The 18389-nt window shown below is 59.6% G+C and carries 15 protein-coding genes; 4 read left to right on the top strand and 11 right to left on the bottom strand.

Annotation, left to right across the window (positions count from 1 at the left end; all coding sequences use genetic code 11):
- Positions 1-4: 4 nt before the first annotated feature.
- The gene (gene narL / locus CWM52_RS01315) at positions 5-655 is read left to right on the top strand and encodes a two-component system response regulator NarL (protein ID WP_100682440.1); all 651 of its coding nucleotides are present in this window, start codon (positions 5-7) and stop codon (positions 653-655) included.
- Here the strand turns inward: narL and CWM52_RS01310 are convergent.
- The 7 genes from CWM52_RS01310 to nasR all read right to left on the bottom strand — a co-directional run bounded on the left by CWM52_RS01310 (position 652) and on the right by nasR (position 13209).
- Positions 652-2028: a YchO/YchP family invasin gene (locus CWM52_RS01310; protein ID WP_100682439.1), complete on the bottom strand. Its 1377-nt coding sequence runs from the start codon at positions 2026-2028 to the stop codon at positions 652-654. The genes narL and CWM52_RS01310 overlap by 4 nt on opposite strands.
- Before the next feature lie 102 nt (positions 2029-2130).
- A complete protein-coding gene (locus CWM52_RS01305; protein ID WP_100682438.1) occupies positions 2131-4731 on the bottom strand; it encodes a nitrate reductase in 2601 nt (866 codons plus the stop codon).
- A complete protein-coding gene (gene nirB / locus CWM52_RS01300) occupies positions 4731-8792 on the bottom strand; it encodes a nitrite reductase large subunit NirB (protein ID WP_100682437.1) in 4062 nt (1353 codons plus the stop codon). The genes CWM52_RS01305 and nirB overlap by 1 nt, the downstream gene beginning before the upstream one ends.
- Before the next feature lie 9 nt (positions 8793-8801).
- Positions 8802-9590, bottom strand: coding sequence for an ABC transporter ATP-binding protein (locus CWM52_RS01295; protein ID WP_047665141.1), 789 nt, complete (start codon positions 9588-9590; stop codon positions 8802-8804).
- Positions 9591-9600: 10 nt separating this feature from the next.
- The gene (gene ntrB, locus CWM52_RS01290; RefSeq protein ID WP_100682436.1) at positions 9601-10485 is read right to left on the bottom strand and encodes a nitrate ABC transporter permease; all 885 of its coding nucleotides are present in this window, start codon (positions 10483-10485) and stop codon (positions 9601-9603) included.
- A 1-nt stretch (position 10486) separates the two neighbouring features.
- Complete coding sequence (locus CWM52_RS01285) at positions 10487-11743, bottom strand: CmpA/NrtA family ABC transporter substrate-binding protein (protein ID WP_100682435.1); 1257 nt, start codon at positions 11741-11743, stop codon at positions 10487-10489.
- Positions 11744-12012: 269 nt separating this feature from the next.
- Complete coding sequence (nasR, locus tag CWM52_RS01280) at positions 12013-13209, bottom strand: nitrate regulatory protein NasR (RefSeq protein WP_100682434.1); 1197 nt, start codon at positions 13207-13209, stop codon at positions 12013-12015.
- Positions 13210-13279: 70 nt separating this feature from the next.
- Here nasR and CWM52_RS01275 point away from each other — a divergent pair, with 70 nt between their 5' ends.
- Positions 13280-13633, top strand: coding sequence for a DsrE/DsrF/TusD sulfur relay family protein (locus CWM52_RS01275; protein WP_100682433.1), 354 nt, complete (start codon positions 13280-13282; stop codon positions 13631-13633).
- Between the two features lie 240 nt (positions 13634-13873).
- Entirely contained in the window at positions 13874-14116 is a 243-nt protein-coding gene (locus CWM52_RS01270; protein WP_004863495.1) for a DUF1883 domain-containing protein, read from the top strand.
- 31 nt (positions 14117-14147) lie between these two features.
- On the opposite strand, the gene CWM52_RS01265 is transcribed toward CWM52_RS01270, so the two are convergent.
- Together CWM52_RS01265 and chaB are read right to left on the bottom strand one after the other, a co-directional pair.
- Positions 14148-14828, bottom strand: a complete 681-nt coding sequence (locus CWM52_RS01265) for a gamma-glutamylcyclotransferase (protein ID WP_100682432.1) — start codon at positions 14826-14828, stop codon at positions 14148-14150.
- 150 nt (positions 14829-14978) lie between these two features.
- Positions 14979-15209 carry a putative cation transport regulator ChaB gene (gene chaB / locus CWM52_RS01260; RefSeq protein ID WP_100682431.1) on the bottom strand — a complete coding sequence of 77 codons (231 nt, stop codon included), beginning with the start codon at positions 15207-15209 and terminating at the stop codon, positions 14979-14981.
- Between the two features lie 264 nt (positions 15210-15473).
- Here chaB and chaA point away from each other — a divergent pair, with 264 nt between their 5' ends.
- Positions 15474-16574 carry a sodium-potassium/proton antiporter ChaA gene (gene chaA / locus CWM52_RS01255; protein ID WP_100682430.1) on the top strand — a complete coding sequence of 367 codons (1101 nt, stop codon included), beginning with the start codon at positions 15474-15476 and terminating at the stop codon, positions 16572-16574.
- 106 nt (positions 16575-16680) lie between these two features.
- Here chaA and kdsA read toward each other — a convergent pair whose 3' ends face one another.
- Positions 16681-17535 (bottom strand): 3-deoxy-8-phosphooctulonate synthase, encoded by an 855-nt coding sequence (kdsA, locus tag CWM52_RS01250; RefSeq protein ID WP_100682429.1) that lies wholly within the window; start codon positions 17533-17535, stop codon positions 16681-16683.
- A 39-nt stretch (positions 17536-17574) separates the two neighbouring features.
- Positions 17575-18387, bottom strand: a complete 813-nt coding sequence (gene sirB1 / locus CWM52_RS01245) for an invasion regulator SirB1 (RefSeq protein ID WP_100682428.1) — start codon at positions 18385-18387, stop codon at positions 17575-17577.
- Positions 18388-18389: the final 2 nt, after the last annotated feature.

Below are 18389 nucleotides of genomic sequence, written 5' to 3'. Positions count from 1 at the left end.
CCCTATGAGTCAACAGGAGCGGGCAACCATCCTTCTCATTGACGATCACCCGATGCTGCGCACCGGCGTAAAACAGCTCGTCAGTATGGCCAGCGATATTCAGGTTATTGGCGAGGCCAGCAACGGTGAACAAGGTATCGCCCTCGCGGAGACGCTGGATCCCGACCTGATCCTGCTGGATCTCAACATGCCCGGCATGAACGGTCTGGAAACCCTCGACAAGCTGCGCGAAAAGTCGCTCTCCGGTCGAATCGTGGTCTTCAGCGTCTCTAACCACGAAGAAGATGTGGTCACCGCCCTCAAACGCGGCGCCGACGGCTATCTGTTGAAAGACATGGAGCCAGAAGATCTGTTAAAAGCGTTGCAGCAGGCCGCGGCGAGCGAGATGGTCCTCAGCGAAACGCTCACGCCGGTGCTGGCAGCCAGCCTGCGCGCCAACCGCGCCACGTCAGACCGCGATATCAGCCAGCTGACGCCGCGCGAACGGGATATTCTCAAGCTGATTGCCCAGGGACTGCCGAACAAAATGATCGCCCGTCGTCTGGAGATAACCGAAAGTACCGTCAAGGTGCACGTTAAGCATATGCTGAAGAAAATGAAGCTGAAATCACGCGTTGAAGCGGCGGTATGGGTCCATCAGGAGCGGATTTTCTAAGGCATACTTCCCCAGCTGACGCCGTTGGCCGGGAATTTGACCAACGGCTCGCTCAGCGCCAGCGCGATCTCATTGGATGAAACGCGCTGACCCGTTTTGTCTTCCACCACCACCGACAGGTGCCACAGATTGCTCGCTCCCGGCTCGCTGTTCCAGGCCGGAAGAATCACGCTCCAGCCGTCCGGGCTGTTGGCATCGACGGGAGACGTTAAGCTCAGCGCTTGCGTATCACCTTGCCACTTCAGCGATTTTATCCCATGCAGGCTACGAATTTGTAGCTTCAGCTGCACCGTCTCCCCCGGCTGTAAATCCCACGGCGGCGTCGCCAGGTAGACCGACAGCGATTTACGCTGACGATACTCGACCACCGGCACATGATCGCGCTCCGGGCTGTCGTAACGACTGCCGCGCAAGGAGCGGCTGACCGCCACCTCATCGGCCGCCAGCTGCTGTTTAAGCGGCACGCCAAAACGATAGTTCAGATTCAGACCGACATTGTTTTGACTGAGCCCGCTTTCACCCTGCTTATGCTTTGCGGTCATGGTCACGAGCGGCACCGGGGTATAGTTCAGCCCCACCGACACCGCCACCGGATTACGGTAGCCGGTACCGGAATGGAACAGGTCGACGCTATCGCCAAAATACTGCTCGACGCTGATGCTGGTATTAATATGCTGATAGAACGGTAGCCGCGCCTGGGCGGTGACATCGTAGCCGCTCGCCATCCGCTGTTCCTGGGTCAGGCTATCGCCGCGCTGCCAGCTGCCGACGGGATGATAATAGTTGGCCGACAGGCGCAAATATTTGCCCCAGGCTTCAGCGCCAATACTGCCTCGCGCCATGCTGTCACCCAGCACTTTGTCGTAGAACGAGTTATAGCCCAGCAGCCAGTCTCCCCTTCGCCAGCGCTGTCCCAGCCCGATGTTGCCCACCAAATCGTTTTGCCGCTGGCTGACGGAATACTGATTCCAGGTCAGATACTGGCCATTATCCTGCAGTGGGATAAACCAGTTGCCCTGCGTACCGGTGAAGCGGCCTTCTTTATCCACCCGCAGATCGACGCTGGCATTGCCCCACGGCGAGAGCCAGTTTTCCAGTTGATGACTCAGCTCGTTGCCAAGCTTGCCGATAGCCAGCATTCGCGCCTGTTCACCGGTCGTCAGGCCATTATCGCTCATGCTGGCCTCGCCAAACTTTTTCGCCACTTCGGCAAAATGCCGGGCGTCATCATCCACCTGCGGCGCAATCCCCAGATCCGGCAGCGCCGCCTGTTTTTCACTGAACGCCGTGTCTCCCTGCAGGGCACGGGCAGGAACGCTTGCCAGCAGCAAGAGTAGCGCAAGGAGTGGGGTGACGCGGTACGACGAAGGCATTAAATGGGTTACATTGGCTCACGAAGAATATAACAGTCTTTAAGTTTACCGTTTTTTGCCCTCTCCGGCAGCTCTGAGGGCAATTCCAGGAATATCCCGAACTCAGGCCCGTATCTGCGCCTCTGCCAGCAGCGCTTTGAGTTCGGGAATACAAGAGCCGCAGTTGGTACCACATTTCAGCACCTTGCCCAGTTCACCGACCGTGCGGCAACCGTTCGCGATAGCCTCACCGATCGCGCGTTCGCCAACGCTCAGGCAACTGCATACGATCCGTCCCGTGGGCGCCGTTTCGCCGCTTTTTTTCCCGCTGAGCAGCGCGTGACGATGCGTGGGCGTTTCCGGGGGCGAGAGAAACGCGTCGGCTATCCACCCGGCATCGATTACCGGCTCGCCGATATCGCACCACCAGCCCAACATCAGCTGACCCTCATGCCAGGCCAGCAGGCTCCATGTCGTCCCGGCGCGCGCCGTTTGCATCTGCCACCCCTGCTGATGACACCATTCGGTTAGCCATTCCTGCAAAGGGTGTTCTCCGGCTAAAGAGAGATGGTTTACCGCCCGCGCCGCCCGCCGACGCCAGTGGACGGCAACCGGCAGCGGAACCGGCTGGCGGCAAAACAGTTCCCCGTGCCAGGCGGGACGCCAGGGAGCAATCGCCACCGCCGCCTGTTTGCTCTCCGGCTGTCCGGACCAGGGATCCGTCACCGCCGTCAGCAGATCGTTGACCCTTCCCCGGCGGGCAAACTGATTATTCCAGTGCATCGGCACAAACAGCGAGCCGGGGCGCTGCCCGCGACTGACCACCGTTTTAGCCACCATCACGCCGTTGCGTGACCAGATTCGCGCCAGTTCTCCCTCGCGCAACTGCAAACGTCGGGCATCCGCTGGCGCGACCTCTACGACCGGTTCGGCAATATGCTGCATCAGACGCGGCACGCTACCGGTACGGGTCATGGTGTGCCACTGATCGCGAATGCGGCCGCTATTGAGGATCAGCGGATAAAAGGCGTCGGTCTCGGCGCGCGTGGACTGGGGGGTCACCGGCACCATGCGCAATTTGCCATCGCCGTGCCAGCCGCGCTGTAAATCGAGAGCGGCGCCGCTGCGGCTGACCGGCCAGCGAACCGGCGCCAGGTTGTCCCACGCCTCACGGCTGAGCTCCGCCAGCCCGCCGATATCGAACGCCCGCTGGCCGTCATTTTCAAACCCCGAAAGCGCGGCATGCTCGCTGAAGATCTCATGCGGATGGCGCCAGGCAAAGGCCGCGCCAAAGCCGAGCTGTTCAGCCACGCGAGCGATTATCCACCAGTCGGCTTTGGCTTCTCCCGGCGGCGGCAGAAAGCTGCGCTGGCGGGAAATACGCCTCTCCGAGTTGGTAACGGTGCCATTTTTTTCTCCCCACGCCAGCGCCGGGAAACGAATATGGGCAAACGCTGCCGTATCCGTTCTGGCGCTCACCTCGGAGACGATCACCAGCGGGCATCCGGCCAGCGCCTGGCTGACGGCCAGACTGTCCGGTAACGACACTACCGGGTTAGTGCCCATAATCCACACCGCTTTCACCTCGCCGCGACCAATGGCGGCAAACAGCTCCACCGCCGTCAGTCCCGGCGTCTGCGCCAGCCGTTCACTGCCCCAAAAGCGCGACAGCCGGTGCAGATCCTGCGGCTCAAAATGCATATGAGCGGCCAGCATCGTTGCCAGGCCGCCCACCTCGCGGCCGCCCATCGCATTTGGCTGTCCGGTCAGCGAAAACGGCCCGCAGCCCGAACGCCCGTATTTCCCGCAGGCCAGGTGGACGTTAATAATGGCATTACACTTGTCGCTGCCGCTGGCCGACTGATTGATCCCCATGGTGTAGAGCGTTATCGCCCGCGGTGCGGCGATGAAGTCGCGATAGAACCCGGCGACCTGCTCGACCTCCAGCCCGCAAAATTCGGCCACCCGCGCCGTGTCCCAGGCTGCGGCGGCGGCCAGCGCCTGCGTCTGGTCGCGAAAATCGCCGGTCAGCGCGCCGGCCCCGGCAATCGCCCTCAGTAAACCGACAAACAGCCCGCCATCGCTGCCGGGCGCAACCGCCAGGTGGCTATCGGCGATATCGCAGGTGGCGGTTCGGCGCGGATCAATCACCACCACTTTCATCTGCGGATTATCCCGTTTCGCCTGCACCAGCCGCTGATACAGCACCGGATGCGCCCAGGCCGCGTTCGACCCCACCAGCACCACCAGATCGCTGTTTTCCACATCCTCGTAGCTGCACGGCACCACGTCGGCGCCAAAGGCGCGCTTATAGCCGGTCACCGCCGAGGACATACAGAGACGGGAGTTGGTATCGATATTGGCGGCGCCGATAAACCCCTTCATCAGTTTATTCGCCGCGTAGTAGTCCTCAGTAAGCAGCTGACCGGAGGCATAAAACGCCACCGCCTGCGGCCCGTGTTGCTCAATGATTTGCCGCAGTCGGCTACCGGCGGCCGTCAGCGCCTGTGACCAACTGACCGGCTTCCCCTCCAGCTCCGGTCGCAGCAAGCGCCCCTCCAGGCCGATGGTTTCTCCGAGCGCCGCGCCTTTGACGCACAGACGTCCCAGGTTTGCCGGATGCTGCTCATCGCCGCGCACGCTGACCAGGCCATTTTCCGCCCTTCGCGCCAACACGCCGCAGCCCACGCCGCAATAGGGACAGGTGGTGCGGATTTCATCCATCAGGAGGCCTCCGCGCGCGCCAGCAGAAGCTGATTGCCTACCCACACCGTGCCGTTTTCGACCTTCACCGGCCAGGCGCGGACCATCGGTTCACCGCCATCGCTGGGGCGCCCGTCGCGCAGCCGGATACGGTGTTTATACAGCGGCGAAATGACAATCGGCTCCCCGCCAGCATCGCCCAGTATGCCGCGCGACAGCACGTTGGCGTCGCTACCGGGCTCCAGGTTGTCGAGGGCATAAACCTGTTCGCCAAAACGGAACAGCGCAATCTGACGCTCGCCCAACCGCGCGCCGATCCCGGCCTGCGCGGGAATCGCCTCCAGATTGCAAATGGCCTGCCACGGACGAGCCGACGCCGCGCCTTCGCGGTGCACCGGCGCGACGACCGGCTGCGGCTGGCCGCGTAACATTTGCCGCTGCACGGCGTCATCCGGCTGGTCGCTGTTAACATAAGACCGGAACAGCGCCAGCCGCTGCGGATCGTTCAGCGTGGTCTGCCATTCGCACTGGTAGCTTTCCACCACCCGCGCCATCTCCTGCTCCAGCTCTTCGCCGATCCCGAGGCTGTCTTCGAGGATCACCTCGCGCAGGTAGTCGATTCCGCCTTCGAGGTTATCCATCCAGGTGCTGGTTCGCTGTAGTCGGTCGGCAGTGCGGATATAGAACATCAGCAGCCGATCAACCGTGCGGATCAGCGTCGCATCGTCGATGTCGCTGGCAAACAGATCGCCATGGCGCGGCTTCATACCACCGTTGCCGCAGACGTAGAGATTCCAGCCTTTTTCCGTGGCAATCACCCCGATATCTTTCCCCTGCGCCTCGGCGCATTCGCGGGTACAGCCGGAGACCGCCATTTTAATCTTGTGCGGTGCACGCAGCCCCTTGTAACGATGTTCAAGCGTCACCGCCAGCGCCGTCGAGTCCTGCACGCCGTAGCGACACCAGGTCGAGCCGACGCAGGATTTCACCGTGCGCAGCGACTTGCCGTAGGCGTGACCGGTTTCAAAACCGGCCTCCGCCAGATCGCGCCAGATGGCCGGCAGCGCTTCGAGCCGGGCGCCAAACAGATCGATCCGCTGGCCGCCGGTAATTTTGCTGTACAGCTGGTAGCGTTTGGCAATCTGGCCGATGGCAATCAGCCCGTCCGGGGTCACTTCGCCTGCCGCCATACGCGGGACCACTGAATAGGTGCCATCTTTCTGAATATTGGCGAAGTAGCGGTCATTGGTATCTTGTAGCGGCAAATGCGCCGGTTTCAGCAGGTACTCATTCCAGCAAGAGGCCAGAACCGAAGCCACCAGCGGCTTACAGATTTCGCAGCCGTGTCCCTGACCGTAACGACTAATCAGCTGATCAAAAGTGCGGATATGGTTCACGCGCACGAGGTGATAGATCTCCTGACGCGACCACGGGAAGTGTTCGCAGATATCTTTTTTCACTTCAACGCCCTGCGCCGAAAGCTGGTACTCCATCACCTGCTTGACCAGCGCGCTGCATCCGCCGCAGCCGGTGGCGGCTTTGGTGCAGCTTTTTATCGCCGCCATATCACCGGCGCCATGATTAACCGCCGCGCAGATGTCCCCTTTACTGACGTTGTGGCACGAGCAGATCTGCGCGCTGTCCGGCAGCGCCGCTACCCCCAGCGCTTTTGGCGCACTCCCCTCCAGCGCGGGCAGAATCAGGCTTTCCGGGCGCGCGGGCAGCGCTATCGCGTTCAACATCATTTGTAGCAGCGTGGCGTAATCGCTGGCATCGCCCACCAGTACGCCGCCCAGCAGCGTTTTACTCTGCTGGCAGACGACAATTTTCTTATAGATTTGCCCCGGGCCGTCCGTCCACTGGTAGCTCTGGCTGCCGGGCGTGCGCCCCTGGGCATCGCCGAAAGAGGCCACATCGATGCCCAGCAGTTTCAGTTTGGTGCTCATATCGGCACCGCTAAAACTCGCTTCTTCTCCGGCCAGCATTGCCGCCGCCGTTCTCGCCATCTGATAGCCCGGTGCCACCAGGCCATAGATTTTGTTCTGCCACAGGGCGCATTCACCAATCGCCAGCACCTGCGGATCGGAGGTGCGACACTGATCATCGATGACGATCCCGCCGCGTTCGCCCACCGTCAGTCCGCTGCCGCGCGCCAGCGTATCCTGCGGGCGAATCCCGGCGGAAAAGACCACCATATCGGTGGCCAGCGATTCGCCATCGGCGAAGTTCAGCACCAGGCCGTCAGCATCGCGTACGATAGCCTGCGTCGATTTGCTGGTGTGCACCCCGACGCCAAGATCATTGATTTTCTCCCGCAGCATCGCGGCGCCCGGGCTATCCAGCTGGACCGCCATCAGATGCGGCGCGAACTCCACCACGTGGGTTTCCAGCCCCAGTTGCCTGAGCGCGTTGGCGGCCTCCAGCCCCAGCAGCCCGCCGCCAATCACCACCCCGCGCTTTGCGCGGCCGGCGCAGGCGGCAATACGGTCGAGGTCGTCGAGGGTACGATACACAAAACACCCCTCCTGATCGTGGCCCGGCACCGGCGGCACGAAGGGATATGAGCCGGTCGCCAGCACCAGTTTATCCCAGTGGGTTTCATGGCCGCTGGCATCGCGTACCACCCGCGCCTCACGGTCAATGGCGGCAATCGTCTCAGACAGCCGCAGTTCAATTCCGTGCCGGGCGAAGAAATCGCCCTCCACCAGCGACAGCGATTCCGCGCTACGACCGGCAAAATATTCTGATAAATGCACCCGGTCGTAGGCGGCGTAACGCTCTTCGCCAAACACCACGATCCGAAACTGTTGATGCAGGTTACGGCTGACGCATTGCTCAAGAAAATGGTGGCCGACCATGCCGTGTCCGACCAGCACCAAAACAGGTTTTGTCATCGTGATTTGTCCTGCAGCGCGCGGCTGCGTTGAAGAAGGATCAAAAAGCCAGTCTGCTGATGCGCGTTCGCCCAGCAGAGCCGTTAACGGCGCTGCATTTGCGCAGTCGCCAAGCAATAACACGCCGCACAGCTTGTCGTTACGGACCAGCAAACGGCGGTAGTGGCGGGCCAGCGGGTCCCAGCTGGTCCACAGCTCATCCTGCTCAGTCGCCTGTAATTCCCCGGCGCTGAACAGCTCGATGCCAGTGACCTTCAGGCGGGTGCCGCTGTCCTGCCAGTGAAAATCTGCGCCTGGCGCCCCACATAAACGCGCGGCCAGCACCTCGGCCTGACGTAGACAGGGCGCGACCAGCCCCCAGGTCTGACCATCAATTTCACAACATTCGCCGATGGCGCTAATTCCCGGCCGCGCGGTCGCCATCTGGCGGTCCACCACAATGCCGCGTCGGCAATCGACGCCGCTGCGCTGCGCCAGCTCAATGTTGGGGCGCACGCCGGTCGCCAGCACCACGCGGCTGGCGGCAAAAGTCCGGCCATCCTCCAGCACAACCTCATGCTCGCGAATCGCGGCAATCGCGCAGTCCGTGACGCACTGAATGCCTCGCGCCTCCAGCTGTTGCTGTAGCTGCAGACCGGCAAAGGCATCGGTTTGCTGTTCCATCAACCGGTCGCCGCGATGCAGTAAAGTGACATTGTCACCATGACGTCGTAACGCGGCGGCAGCCTCGACGCCGAGCACCCCGCCGCCGATCACCACCGCCGGGCCGCCGGTTGCCAGAATGGCGGCCACATCGGCAAAGGTGCGAAACGCAAAGACGTGCGGCAGCGCCACACCGGGCAGCGGCGGGATGAACGCCTGTGAACCGGTGGCAAAGATCAGCTCATCCCACGACAGCTCGCCTCGCGTGGTGCGCAACGTTCGCGTCGACATCTCCACCGCCAGCACCGATTCGTCGCGGCGGACCGTCACGCCGTGCTGGTGATACCACTCCTCAGGCAGCAGTCGCGTTTGCGCCAGCGTTTTTTCTCCGCCCAGTACCGGTGACAGCTGGATACGGTTATAGGCCTGCCAGGGTTCATCACCGATAATCACTATCTGAAATTTATCGCCCCCCCGCGCCACCAGCGTCTCCGCCAGCCGGGTGGCCGCCATACCATTGCCGATAATCACCAGTCGCCGCTTCATCGCCGCCCCTTACGCCGCCTTCGGCTGTTTTTCGTAGAGGAAATGGAGAATCTGCTGACGCAGGTGGTGATAACGGCTGTCATCCGCCAGCTGAACGCGATTGCGCGGCCGGGGCAGATCGATGGCGAGAATCTCCCCCACCGTCGCCGCCGGGCCGTTGGTCATCATCATCACGCGGTCAGAGAGCAGTACCGCCTCATCAACATCATGGGTAATCATCACGATGGTGGTATTCAGCGCCTGCTGAATCTGCATCACCGCATCCTGCAAGTGGGCGCGGGTCAAGGCATCGAGCGCGCCAAACGGTTCATCCAGCAGCAGCACTTTCGGCTTCATCGCCAGCGCCCTGGCAATTCCCACCCGCTGCTTCATCCCGCCGGAGATCTCCCCCGGACGCTTGTGCAGCGCGTGGCCCATTTGCACCCGCTCAAGGTTGTGTTCGATCCACTCCTTGCGCTCGGCTTTGCTCATGGTGCGGCGAAAAACCTGGTCGACCGCCAGCGCCACGTTGTCAAAGCAGGTCAGCCACGGCAGCAGGGAGTGGTTCTGAAAGACCACCGCGCGCTCGGGGCCCGGCCCGGCGATTTCGCGATTATCGCACAGCAGCCCGCCTTCCGTGGGTAAGGTAATGCCGGCAATCAGGTTCAGCAGCGTTGATTTCCCGCAGCCGGAGTGGCCAATCAAGCTGACGGTCTCCCCTTCATAAATGTCGAAAGAGACGTTTTGCAGGGCCAGAAATTCGCCGCTGGCGGTATTAAAGCGCTGGCTGACGGCCTGCACCTGAATTAATGGTTTCATAGCGATTCCCCTATTTTTCTTGCCAGCTGAAACGACGGGCGATCAGCATCAGCCCCTGCTCAAGCAGCAGGCCGACGACGCCGATAATGACGATGGCGATAATGATGTTTTCCACGTTAAGGTTGTTCCATTCGTTCCAGATCCAAAAACCGATCCCCAGCCCGCCGGTCAGCATCTCAGCGGCGACGATCACCAGCCAGGCAATGCCAATAGAGAGACGCACGCCGGTCAGCACCGCGGGCAGCACCGCCGGGAAGAGAATGCGCCGCATCACCGTCCACTCCGAAAGCTGTAACACGCGGGCCACGTTGAGATAATCCTGCGGAATGCGGCGCACGCCTTCGGCGGTGTTAATCACCATCGGCCAGATAGAGCAGATAAAAATGGTCCAGCTCGAAGCCGGTTCCGCCTTCTGGAACAGCAGCAGACCAATCGGCAGCCACGCCAGCGGACTGACCGGGCGCAGCAGCGCGATCAGCGGATTAAACATGCGGGCGAAGAACAGCGAGCGGCCGATCAAAAAGCCCAGCGGGATACCCACCATCGCCGCCAGACCGAAGCCCACCGCCACCCGTTGCAGTGACGCCAGCACGTTCCAGCCGATGCCCATGTCGTTCGGCCCGTCCTGATAAAAAGGATCGGCAAACAGGGTCAGCGCGGAGTCGAGCGTACTCAGCGGCGTCGGAAAGCCCTTGCCGTTGATCGCCGCCAGCTGCCAGCAGAGTAAAAGCAGCCCCAGCCCGAGCAGGGGCGGAAGGAGTCGCTGTACGGTTTCACGTAGCCAGCGTCTGACGGGCGGCGTCGGTCGCCGGACCTGCACCGGCGGCATAACGATCACTTCGCCCGGCGTTTTTTCTGTGGCAATAACAGGTTGCGTATTGTGCGCGTGTTTCATTTCATGCCCCCTTATGTTGAATCGCGAAGCTGCGGGCGTAACCTTGCGGATCGGCCCCCGTCCAGACCGTACCGTCTATCAATGTGCTGCTACGCATGAGCGCTGTTGGTGTGGCGATGCCGCCCACCGCCTGCGCCGCCGCTTTCCAGACGTCAATGCGGTTGATGCGCCGGGCCACCGCCTGATAATCCGGGTCTGTTTTCAGTAATCCCCAGCGGCGGAACTGGGTTAAAAACCACATCCCGTCCGACAGCCACGGGAAACTCACCTCCCCCTGGTCGTAAAAACGAATCGGATGCGCGTCCTGCCAGCGGCGTCCCAGCCCGTTGTCGTACTCTCCGAGCATCCGTCCGGTGAGATACTGCTCTTTGGTATTCAGCCAGGCGCGCTTCGCCAGAATGCGCGCCGTCTCCCGTTTGTTCTCTTCCGACGCGTCAATCCAGCGCGCGGCCTCCATCACCGCCGCGACCAGCGCGCGGGCGGTGTTCGGGTTGCGGTCGACCCATTCGCTGCGGGTGCCGAGAATTTTTTCCGGGTGTTCCGGCCAGATAGCCTGCGAGGTGGTCGCGGTAAAACCGATGCGGTCGTTGATCGCCCGCGCATTCCACGGTTCGCCGACGCAAAAGCCGACCATGTTGCCGATACGCATGTTCATTACCATTTGCGGCGGCGGCACCACGACGGTGCGCACATCCGCAAACGGGTCGATGCCGCCGCTGGCCAGCCAGTAATAGAGCCACATGGCGTGCGTCCCGGTGGGAAAGGTGTGGGCAAAGGTGTAGCTGCCCGGCGCGCTCTGGCCAATCAGCCGTTTCAACCCACCAAGGTCGGTCACCCCTTTCTCCTGCAGATCGCTGGAGAGTGTAATCGCCTGGCCATTGCGGTTGAGGGTCATCAGGTTGGCCATCGCGTGTGGCTTGCCAGCGATCCCCAGCTCCAGGCCATACAGCAGGCCGTAGAGAATGTGCGCCGCATCGAGTTCACCGGCGATCAGCTTGTCGCGCACCGCCGCCCAACTGGCCTCTTTGGTCGGCACCAGGGTAATACCGTATTTTTTATCGAACCCTTTCAGCGACGCGATGGCTAGCGGCGCGCAGTCCGTCAGCGGAATAAAACCGACCCGTACGGTAGATTGTTCCGGCTTATCGGATCCTGCCGCCCATGCGGCATGCATCGCGCCGGGCAGCAACATTGCCCCGCCCAGCGCGGCGCCTGCCTGTAAAAAACGCCGCCGTGAAATCGAAAATTTATCGCCCATACCCGCTCCAGAACACGCAAAAAAAAAGCGCCCGACAGTGCTGATGCACTGCTGGACGCCTTTATCCATGGACACACAAACCGCCGTTGGCCTGTTGCCCAAAATTGTTTACTGAACGATTTAACGCATTAACCGTTGTCTGTTGGATATTGCAAAACAGATGCCAATATTTACAGACGCGCTATTAAGCCATTTTCCGCTTTTCACGGGGCGGCTTTCCCCCGCTCATTGCACCGCTGACAGGCAGCCGCTGCCCAACCATCGTGCATCTACTCCTTTGGTGTTATGGACCACAACGCCTTTACCGTCAGCAGCGCGCGGGCGATTTCCACCATCCTCTGGTTCTTATCCATCGCCATTTTCCGCAACGTCTGCCAGGCCTGTTCTTCCTGCATTCCCTGATGCGCCATCAGCACGCTTTTCGCTTTTTCAATCAGCTTGCGCTCTTCGAGCGTATCTTTGAGCGACGCCAGCTGCGTGGAGAGCTGCTGCAACTCAAAGGCCTGCTGGCGCACCAGCGGCAGCAGCTGTTTGTCGAGACGGCGCGCGATGCTGTCGTCCTCCTCCTCGTCCGTCCAGCTGGCGGGCGGCGCTTCCGGCGCCTCGCCCCTGAGCAGCGTATCGGCGACGCTCAACAGGTCGTCAATCAGGCGCTCTTCCAGAGCTCGCATCTGCTCCAGACGCTGCGTCTGGGCGCAAAACCAGCGCAGCGCCGTCTCCCCCTCATCCGCCGGGGGCTGCCGGGTGCAGGCGATCCGCCGCAGCTGTTCAATGTCCAGACTGGCCTGGCACTGGCTCATAAACAGCGCGGTCTGCGGCGCCTCAGCCAGCGCCTGGAAGCTGTCAAAACAGGGCTGCTGACCATCGATTCTGTCCACCAGCAGCTGGCGCAGCTCAGCGCTGAACTGACCGCGGGCAAAGCCGGATGCTCCCAGCGCGCGCTCCTGCCCCACCAGCTCTTTCCCCTGCATAAAGCTATAGAGCGCCACCATGCGCCCGGCAATTTGCGGGTCGTCAATACTATCGTTGAGCTGCGGGACAATATTTAATAAGTGGCGGATAATGCGACTAAACTGGTTTGTCGCCTCTTCGGCGACAATGGTGCGGCTGCGCACGGCGTCGCGCAGCGTCAGCAGTTGTTCCAGGTACCAGAGCGCGCTGGCTATCCGCCAGCATAGCGCGCCGCTGGCGCACTCCCGCACCGCTTCCAGCGCCTCGCGGAAAGCGATAAGCTGTTCATCCACCAGCGCCGATCCCGCGCGACACTCCGCGGCATACAGCCGCCCGGCGGAACAGAGCCAAAGGTTGGACGCACCGCGCTCGCACTGTAGCATGTGCACCAGCGCACTTATCCGGCTTGCCAGCGTACCCTGCTGCGCCAGCTGGCGTAGCTGTTCTTTTTGCAGTTGCCGCGCGCGGTGAAACCACCTGTTGGCCTCAGGCGTGATGCCAGCCGTATTATTCATACCCCCTCCCGGGTCAACGCTTTATACTTTAACCACAAGCAATAACCGTGCCTTATACCAAGGAGTCCTTATGCAAAGTATTGTGATTGTCGCCAACGGCGCCGCCTACGGTAGCGAATCGCTGTTTAACAGCCTGCGTCTGGCGATTGCCCTGCGTGAACAGCCGTCTGAACTCGATCTGAAGCTGTTTTTAATGTCTGATGCGGTGACGGCTGGCCTGCGAGGGCAGAAACCGGCGGAAGGCTATAACATTCAGCAAATGCTGGAGATCCTCACCGCCCAGAATGTCCCGGTGAAATTGTGCAAGACCTGCACCGATGGCCGCGGCGTGACCTCCCTGCCGCTGATTGATGGCGTGGAGATCGGCACTCTGGTGGAGCTGGCGCAGTGGACGCTGGCGGCCGATAAAATCCTGACCTTCTGAAGAAAGAGGCTCTGGCGGGATTTAATATTATCCAGGCCGCGTTTATTAATCGAAAAGGTAAGTCAGCTGAATGCTTTCAGGGACAACATCATTTTTGTTTAATCTTTATCCGTTTTTTTGATCAAAATCAGCATTCGTCTCCTCGCCATTTGGTGTTATGCCATGAGTAAAGTGTGAACAATATCACGCGCAGGATTGAGCAGGCAGGATGCTGTAGACAGACAACAACGGGGTAGATAAATGGCGATGGTTAAAGCAAGTTTGATGTTGTTTGGCGGCGATACGCTGGTTGTACGGTGTTCTGAACGCTGCCATATTCACCTGATGAGTGCCAAGGCTGCCGGTGACAGCCATGCGGATATTCTGAGCGTCCAGGATCGTGACAGCGCATATCTGACCGTGCCGTACAACGGCACCTGGAACGTCCTGATCGATAGCCACAGCCAGTCTCTGGAGCACTCCATTAGCTACGTTCCCGCCTGACCTCACCTGCCCGGGCTATCCCGGGCATTTTTCAGGCCAGCCCCGGCTGGCTGTTTTCTCCCAGCAGCGTCCGAACCTTGCCGACAAGATCGTCAAGACAGTCATCGTGCATGCCGAGTTTACGTAGTTCCTGATCCAGAGAGAACAGATACTGGGCATTGGTGCCAAGCGGCCCGCTGGCTTTGGCGATCAGCGGCGCAATAATCTGGGCGCGGGTATCCGGTTCGAACAGCGGATGACGCGGATCCATAATAAACACCAGCGCACTCACCGTTCGCCCGTCATCAAGCTCCAGCTTACACCAGGTCGGCATATAGCAACCGGTGATCATCTCCCGCTTCCACAGCAGCATCAGCTCGTTTTCCAGCGTCTCATCAGGGAGCCGATAGGCTACGCCGGTGGTACGCCCGCCCTCTTTCAGCGCCAGCATGCGCCCCGGCTGACAGGCGCTGCCCCGCCCGGCGGTCAGCCGCAGGCAGAAGGCGCGGTGCCAGCCCGGCAGCGTACCGGTACAGGTTTCGCGATACTCAAGAGCCGGGTTCCACATCAGCGAACCGTAGCCAAAAATCCATACTGAGCCGGCATCCGGACGACAGGCCAGGGTTGCCGCCAGGGAAGCTGCCCGTTGCTCTGCCGACCAGAGTAGCGATTCCTCAATAGCGCCAAACGCCGTCTTACAATCCGCATTGATTAAGAAATCACGTGTTAACACTTTCTACTACCTCCGCCACTGCCCGCTTCCCGGCGATTATCTGATGGCATCCGTGAAATATTGCCGAATTATTATCCAGCTTTCATCGACAATAAGCAATGAACGACACGCTGGCAAGGCGCGGAGCAGCAGATGAGGCAGCAGGAACGATTATTTTTTCTTATGCCACTTATCATCGTCCCCTTTTTGGTAGTCATTCTTGACCGCCGCCCAGGCGACCTTATGCGCCGTCTCTTCCCTGCTGGCGTCGTCCCGCCGGTCCGCCGGATGCTGGTACTGCTCCCAGGCGCTATTAAACGCTTCTTTATAGATCTGCTGGGCATGCGCCGGTAACACGTGCTGGACGCTATCGGGTAGCTGTTGTTTACTGCGATAAGGCATATGCACCTCCGGATGGTGGTAAAAAGATAAGTCTGGGACGCTAATTCCTGGTTTTCAAGGATGGATATAAGACAGAATGGTTCTTAGTAATTATCTGAATAATAAATACAAAATCGCGATAACGATAAATTATGGCAATCTCAATGAATTAGTTAGCAATAGCCGTAAATTTAAGTAAAAAAACAATTCAGATTGCAAAATGTCTGTTATTTTATCTACTTACGGTATCTATAATTATAACACCTGCATAAATGGAGATGGTTCATGACGCATGTACATGAGGCGGTGAAAACCCGCCACAAGGAGACATCGCTGGTTTTCCCGATTCTGGCGCTGGCGGTGCTTATCTTCTTCGGAAGTAGTCAGTCACTGCCAGCGGTCATTGGCATTAACATTCTGGCCTTAATCGGTATCCTGAGTAGCGCGTTCAGCGTCGTACGTCACGCAGATGTTTTGGCCCACCGCCTGGGCGAGCCGTACGGTTCGTTAATTTTAAGTCTTTCGGTGGTAATTCTTGAAGTCAGCCTGATTTCTGCCTTAATGGCAACCGGCGACGCGGCCCCCACGCTGATGCGCGATACACTCTATTCAATCATTATGATTGTCACCGGGGGGCTGGTCGGCTTTTCTCTGCTGCTGGGCGGGCGTAAATTCGCCACTCAGTATATGAATTTGTTCGGTATCAAGCAGTATCTCATCGCCCTGTTCCCGCTGGCGATTATTGTGCTGGTCTTTCCGATGGCGCTGCCGGGGGCGAATTTCAGCACCGGGCAGTCGCTGCTGGTGGCGCTGATTTCCGCCGCCATGTACGGCGTGTTTCTGTTGATTCAGACCAAAACGCACCAGAGCCTGTTTATTTATGAGCATGAAGATGACGGCGACGACGACGACCCGCATCACGGCAAACCATCCGCCCACAGCAGCGCCTGGCATACCGCGTGGCTGTTAATTCACCTGGTGGCGGTTATCGCGGTCACCAAGATGAACGCGAATCCGCTTGAGACGCTGCTGACCAGTATGAACGCGCCGGTGGCCTTTACCGGCTTCCTGGTTGCGCTGCTGATTCTTTCGCCGGAAGGGCTCGGCGCGTTGAAAGCGGTACTCAACAATCAGGTGCAGCGTGCGATGAACCTGTTCTTTGGTTCGGTACTGGCGACGATTTCCCTGACCGTGCCGGTGGTCACCTTAATCGCCTTCTTAACCGGCAACGAGCTGAAATTTGGTCTTGGCGCACCGGAAATGGTGGTAATGGTCGCCTCGCTGCTGTTGTGCCAGATATCGTTCTCGACCGGCCGCACCAACGTGCTGAACGGCGCCGCGCACCTGGCGCTCTTCGCCGCCTATCTGATGACCATTTTTGCCTGACCGCTCTCCCCGGCGTCGGCCGGGGAGCGTTCTGCGCCGTTACTGGCGCATAAAAAAGCCTGCCGGTTTTACAACGGGCAGGCTTTTCGCATTCAGGAGCGCTGAATTAGTTGCTGGTATCCAGCTCCGCAAAGCTCTTCACCAGATCGTCAATCGCTTTGATCTGCTGCAGGAACGGCTCCAGTTTAGCCAGCGGCAGCGCGGACGGGCCGTCGCACTTCGCGTGTTCCGGGTCCGGGTGCGCTTCGAGGAACAGACCAGCAAGGCCGGTTGCCATACCGGCACGCGCCAGCTCGGTTACCTGAGCACGACGACCGCTGGACGCGGCGCCAAACGGGTCGCGACACTGCAGCGCGTGGGTGACGTCGAAGATAACCGGCGAGTTGTTGGACACTTTCTTCATCACGCCAAAGCCCAGCATGTCGACAACCAGGTTGTCATAGCCGAAGTTCGCCCCGCGATCGCACAGAATCACTTTGTCGTTACCGCCTTCGATAAACTTGTCGACGATGTTACCCATCTGGCCTGGGCTGACAAACTGCGGTTTCTTGACGTTGATCACCGCGCCGGTTTTCGCCATCGCTTCGACCAGGTCGGTCTGGCGAGCGAGGAACGCCGGCAGCTGGATAACGTCAACCACGTCGGCAACCGGCTGCGCCTGGCTTGCTTCATGAACGTCAGTGATGATTTTCACGCCGAAGGTCTGCTTCAGCTCCTGGAAAATTTTCATCCCTTCTTCCAGGCCCGGACCACGATAGGAGTGAATGGAAGAACGGTTGGCTTTATCAAAAGAGGCTTTGAACACGTAAGGAATGCCCAGCTTCTGCGTGACGGTCACATAGTGTTCGCAGATGCGCATCGCGAGATCACGGGATTCCAGCACGTTCATCCCACCAAACAGGACGAAAGGCAGGTCGTTTGCTACGTTGATATCACCAATGCTAACCACTTTTTGTTTCATAAGATCGCCTTATCAGGGTGTAACCGGATTCATTCCAGATTAGTGAAGAGTAATTTGTTTATGCGAAATCGTATTAATTTGCGCGCGGATCATTTCGCTGATCGGGTCCTCCGGACACTGTTCGACGAAATAGTTCAGATCCAGCAGCGCAACATGATCGCACTCAAGCTGGGCGTAGATCAGCCCGCGGTCGCGAATCTCGTACGGGTCTTCCGGATTAAACTGCAGCAGCGCTTCGCTGGCGCGCAGGGCCAGCTCCATCTGCCGCTCTTCCATCAGCGCCGATTTTAAAGTGTCGAGCAGCTTGTGGATAACTTCCGCGTTATCCGCTTCGTCGAGATCCTCGTTGAACAGCTCGGCGACCGGACTAATATTGCCCTTCAGCCAGACTTCCAGCGTATGTTCGTTGAGCGTTTCACCGTTGAACGGGTTAATCAGCCACATCTCTTCGCTGGTTTCCGGATCGGCGCGCAACAGCAGCTGCGTCGGGAAGATAACCGGGACCAGCGGCAGCGACAGACGCTGGGCAATCCACAGCACGATAGCGCCTAATGACGCCGCGCTCCCCTGACGGTTAAGCAGGACTTTGTCTATCCACAACGCATCGGACAGCCGGTAAACACCGTGGGAATCGCGAAAGCCCCACTCATGGTAGAACAGCTCCAGCAGCCGCTCCAGCTGACGCTCCTGATCCCAGGAAGAGGCAATTTCCTCCTGCGCCAGGCCCAGCAGTCGTTCCAGCTCATCCTGCACGTAGTGCGTCGGAAAATCGTCGCGGATTAATTCAGAAATGAGGACCATGCCATCGCACAATGGCGCTTTGTTAAATTCGAAATCAGCTAATGACCTCATGA

This window comes from Raoultella sp. T31 (assembly GCF_002806725.1).
Taxonomy (GTDB): Bacteria; Pseudomonadota; Gammaproteobacteria; order Enterobacterales; family Enterobacteriaceae; genus Klebsiella; species Klebsiella electrica.
Note: the sequence above shows the minus strand (reverse complement) of the source record. Positions and strands in the feature narration are given on the sequence as shown.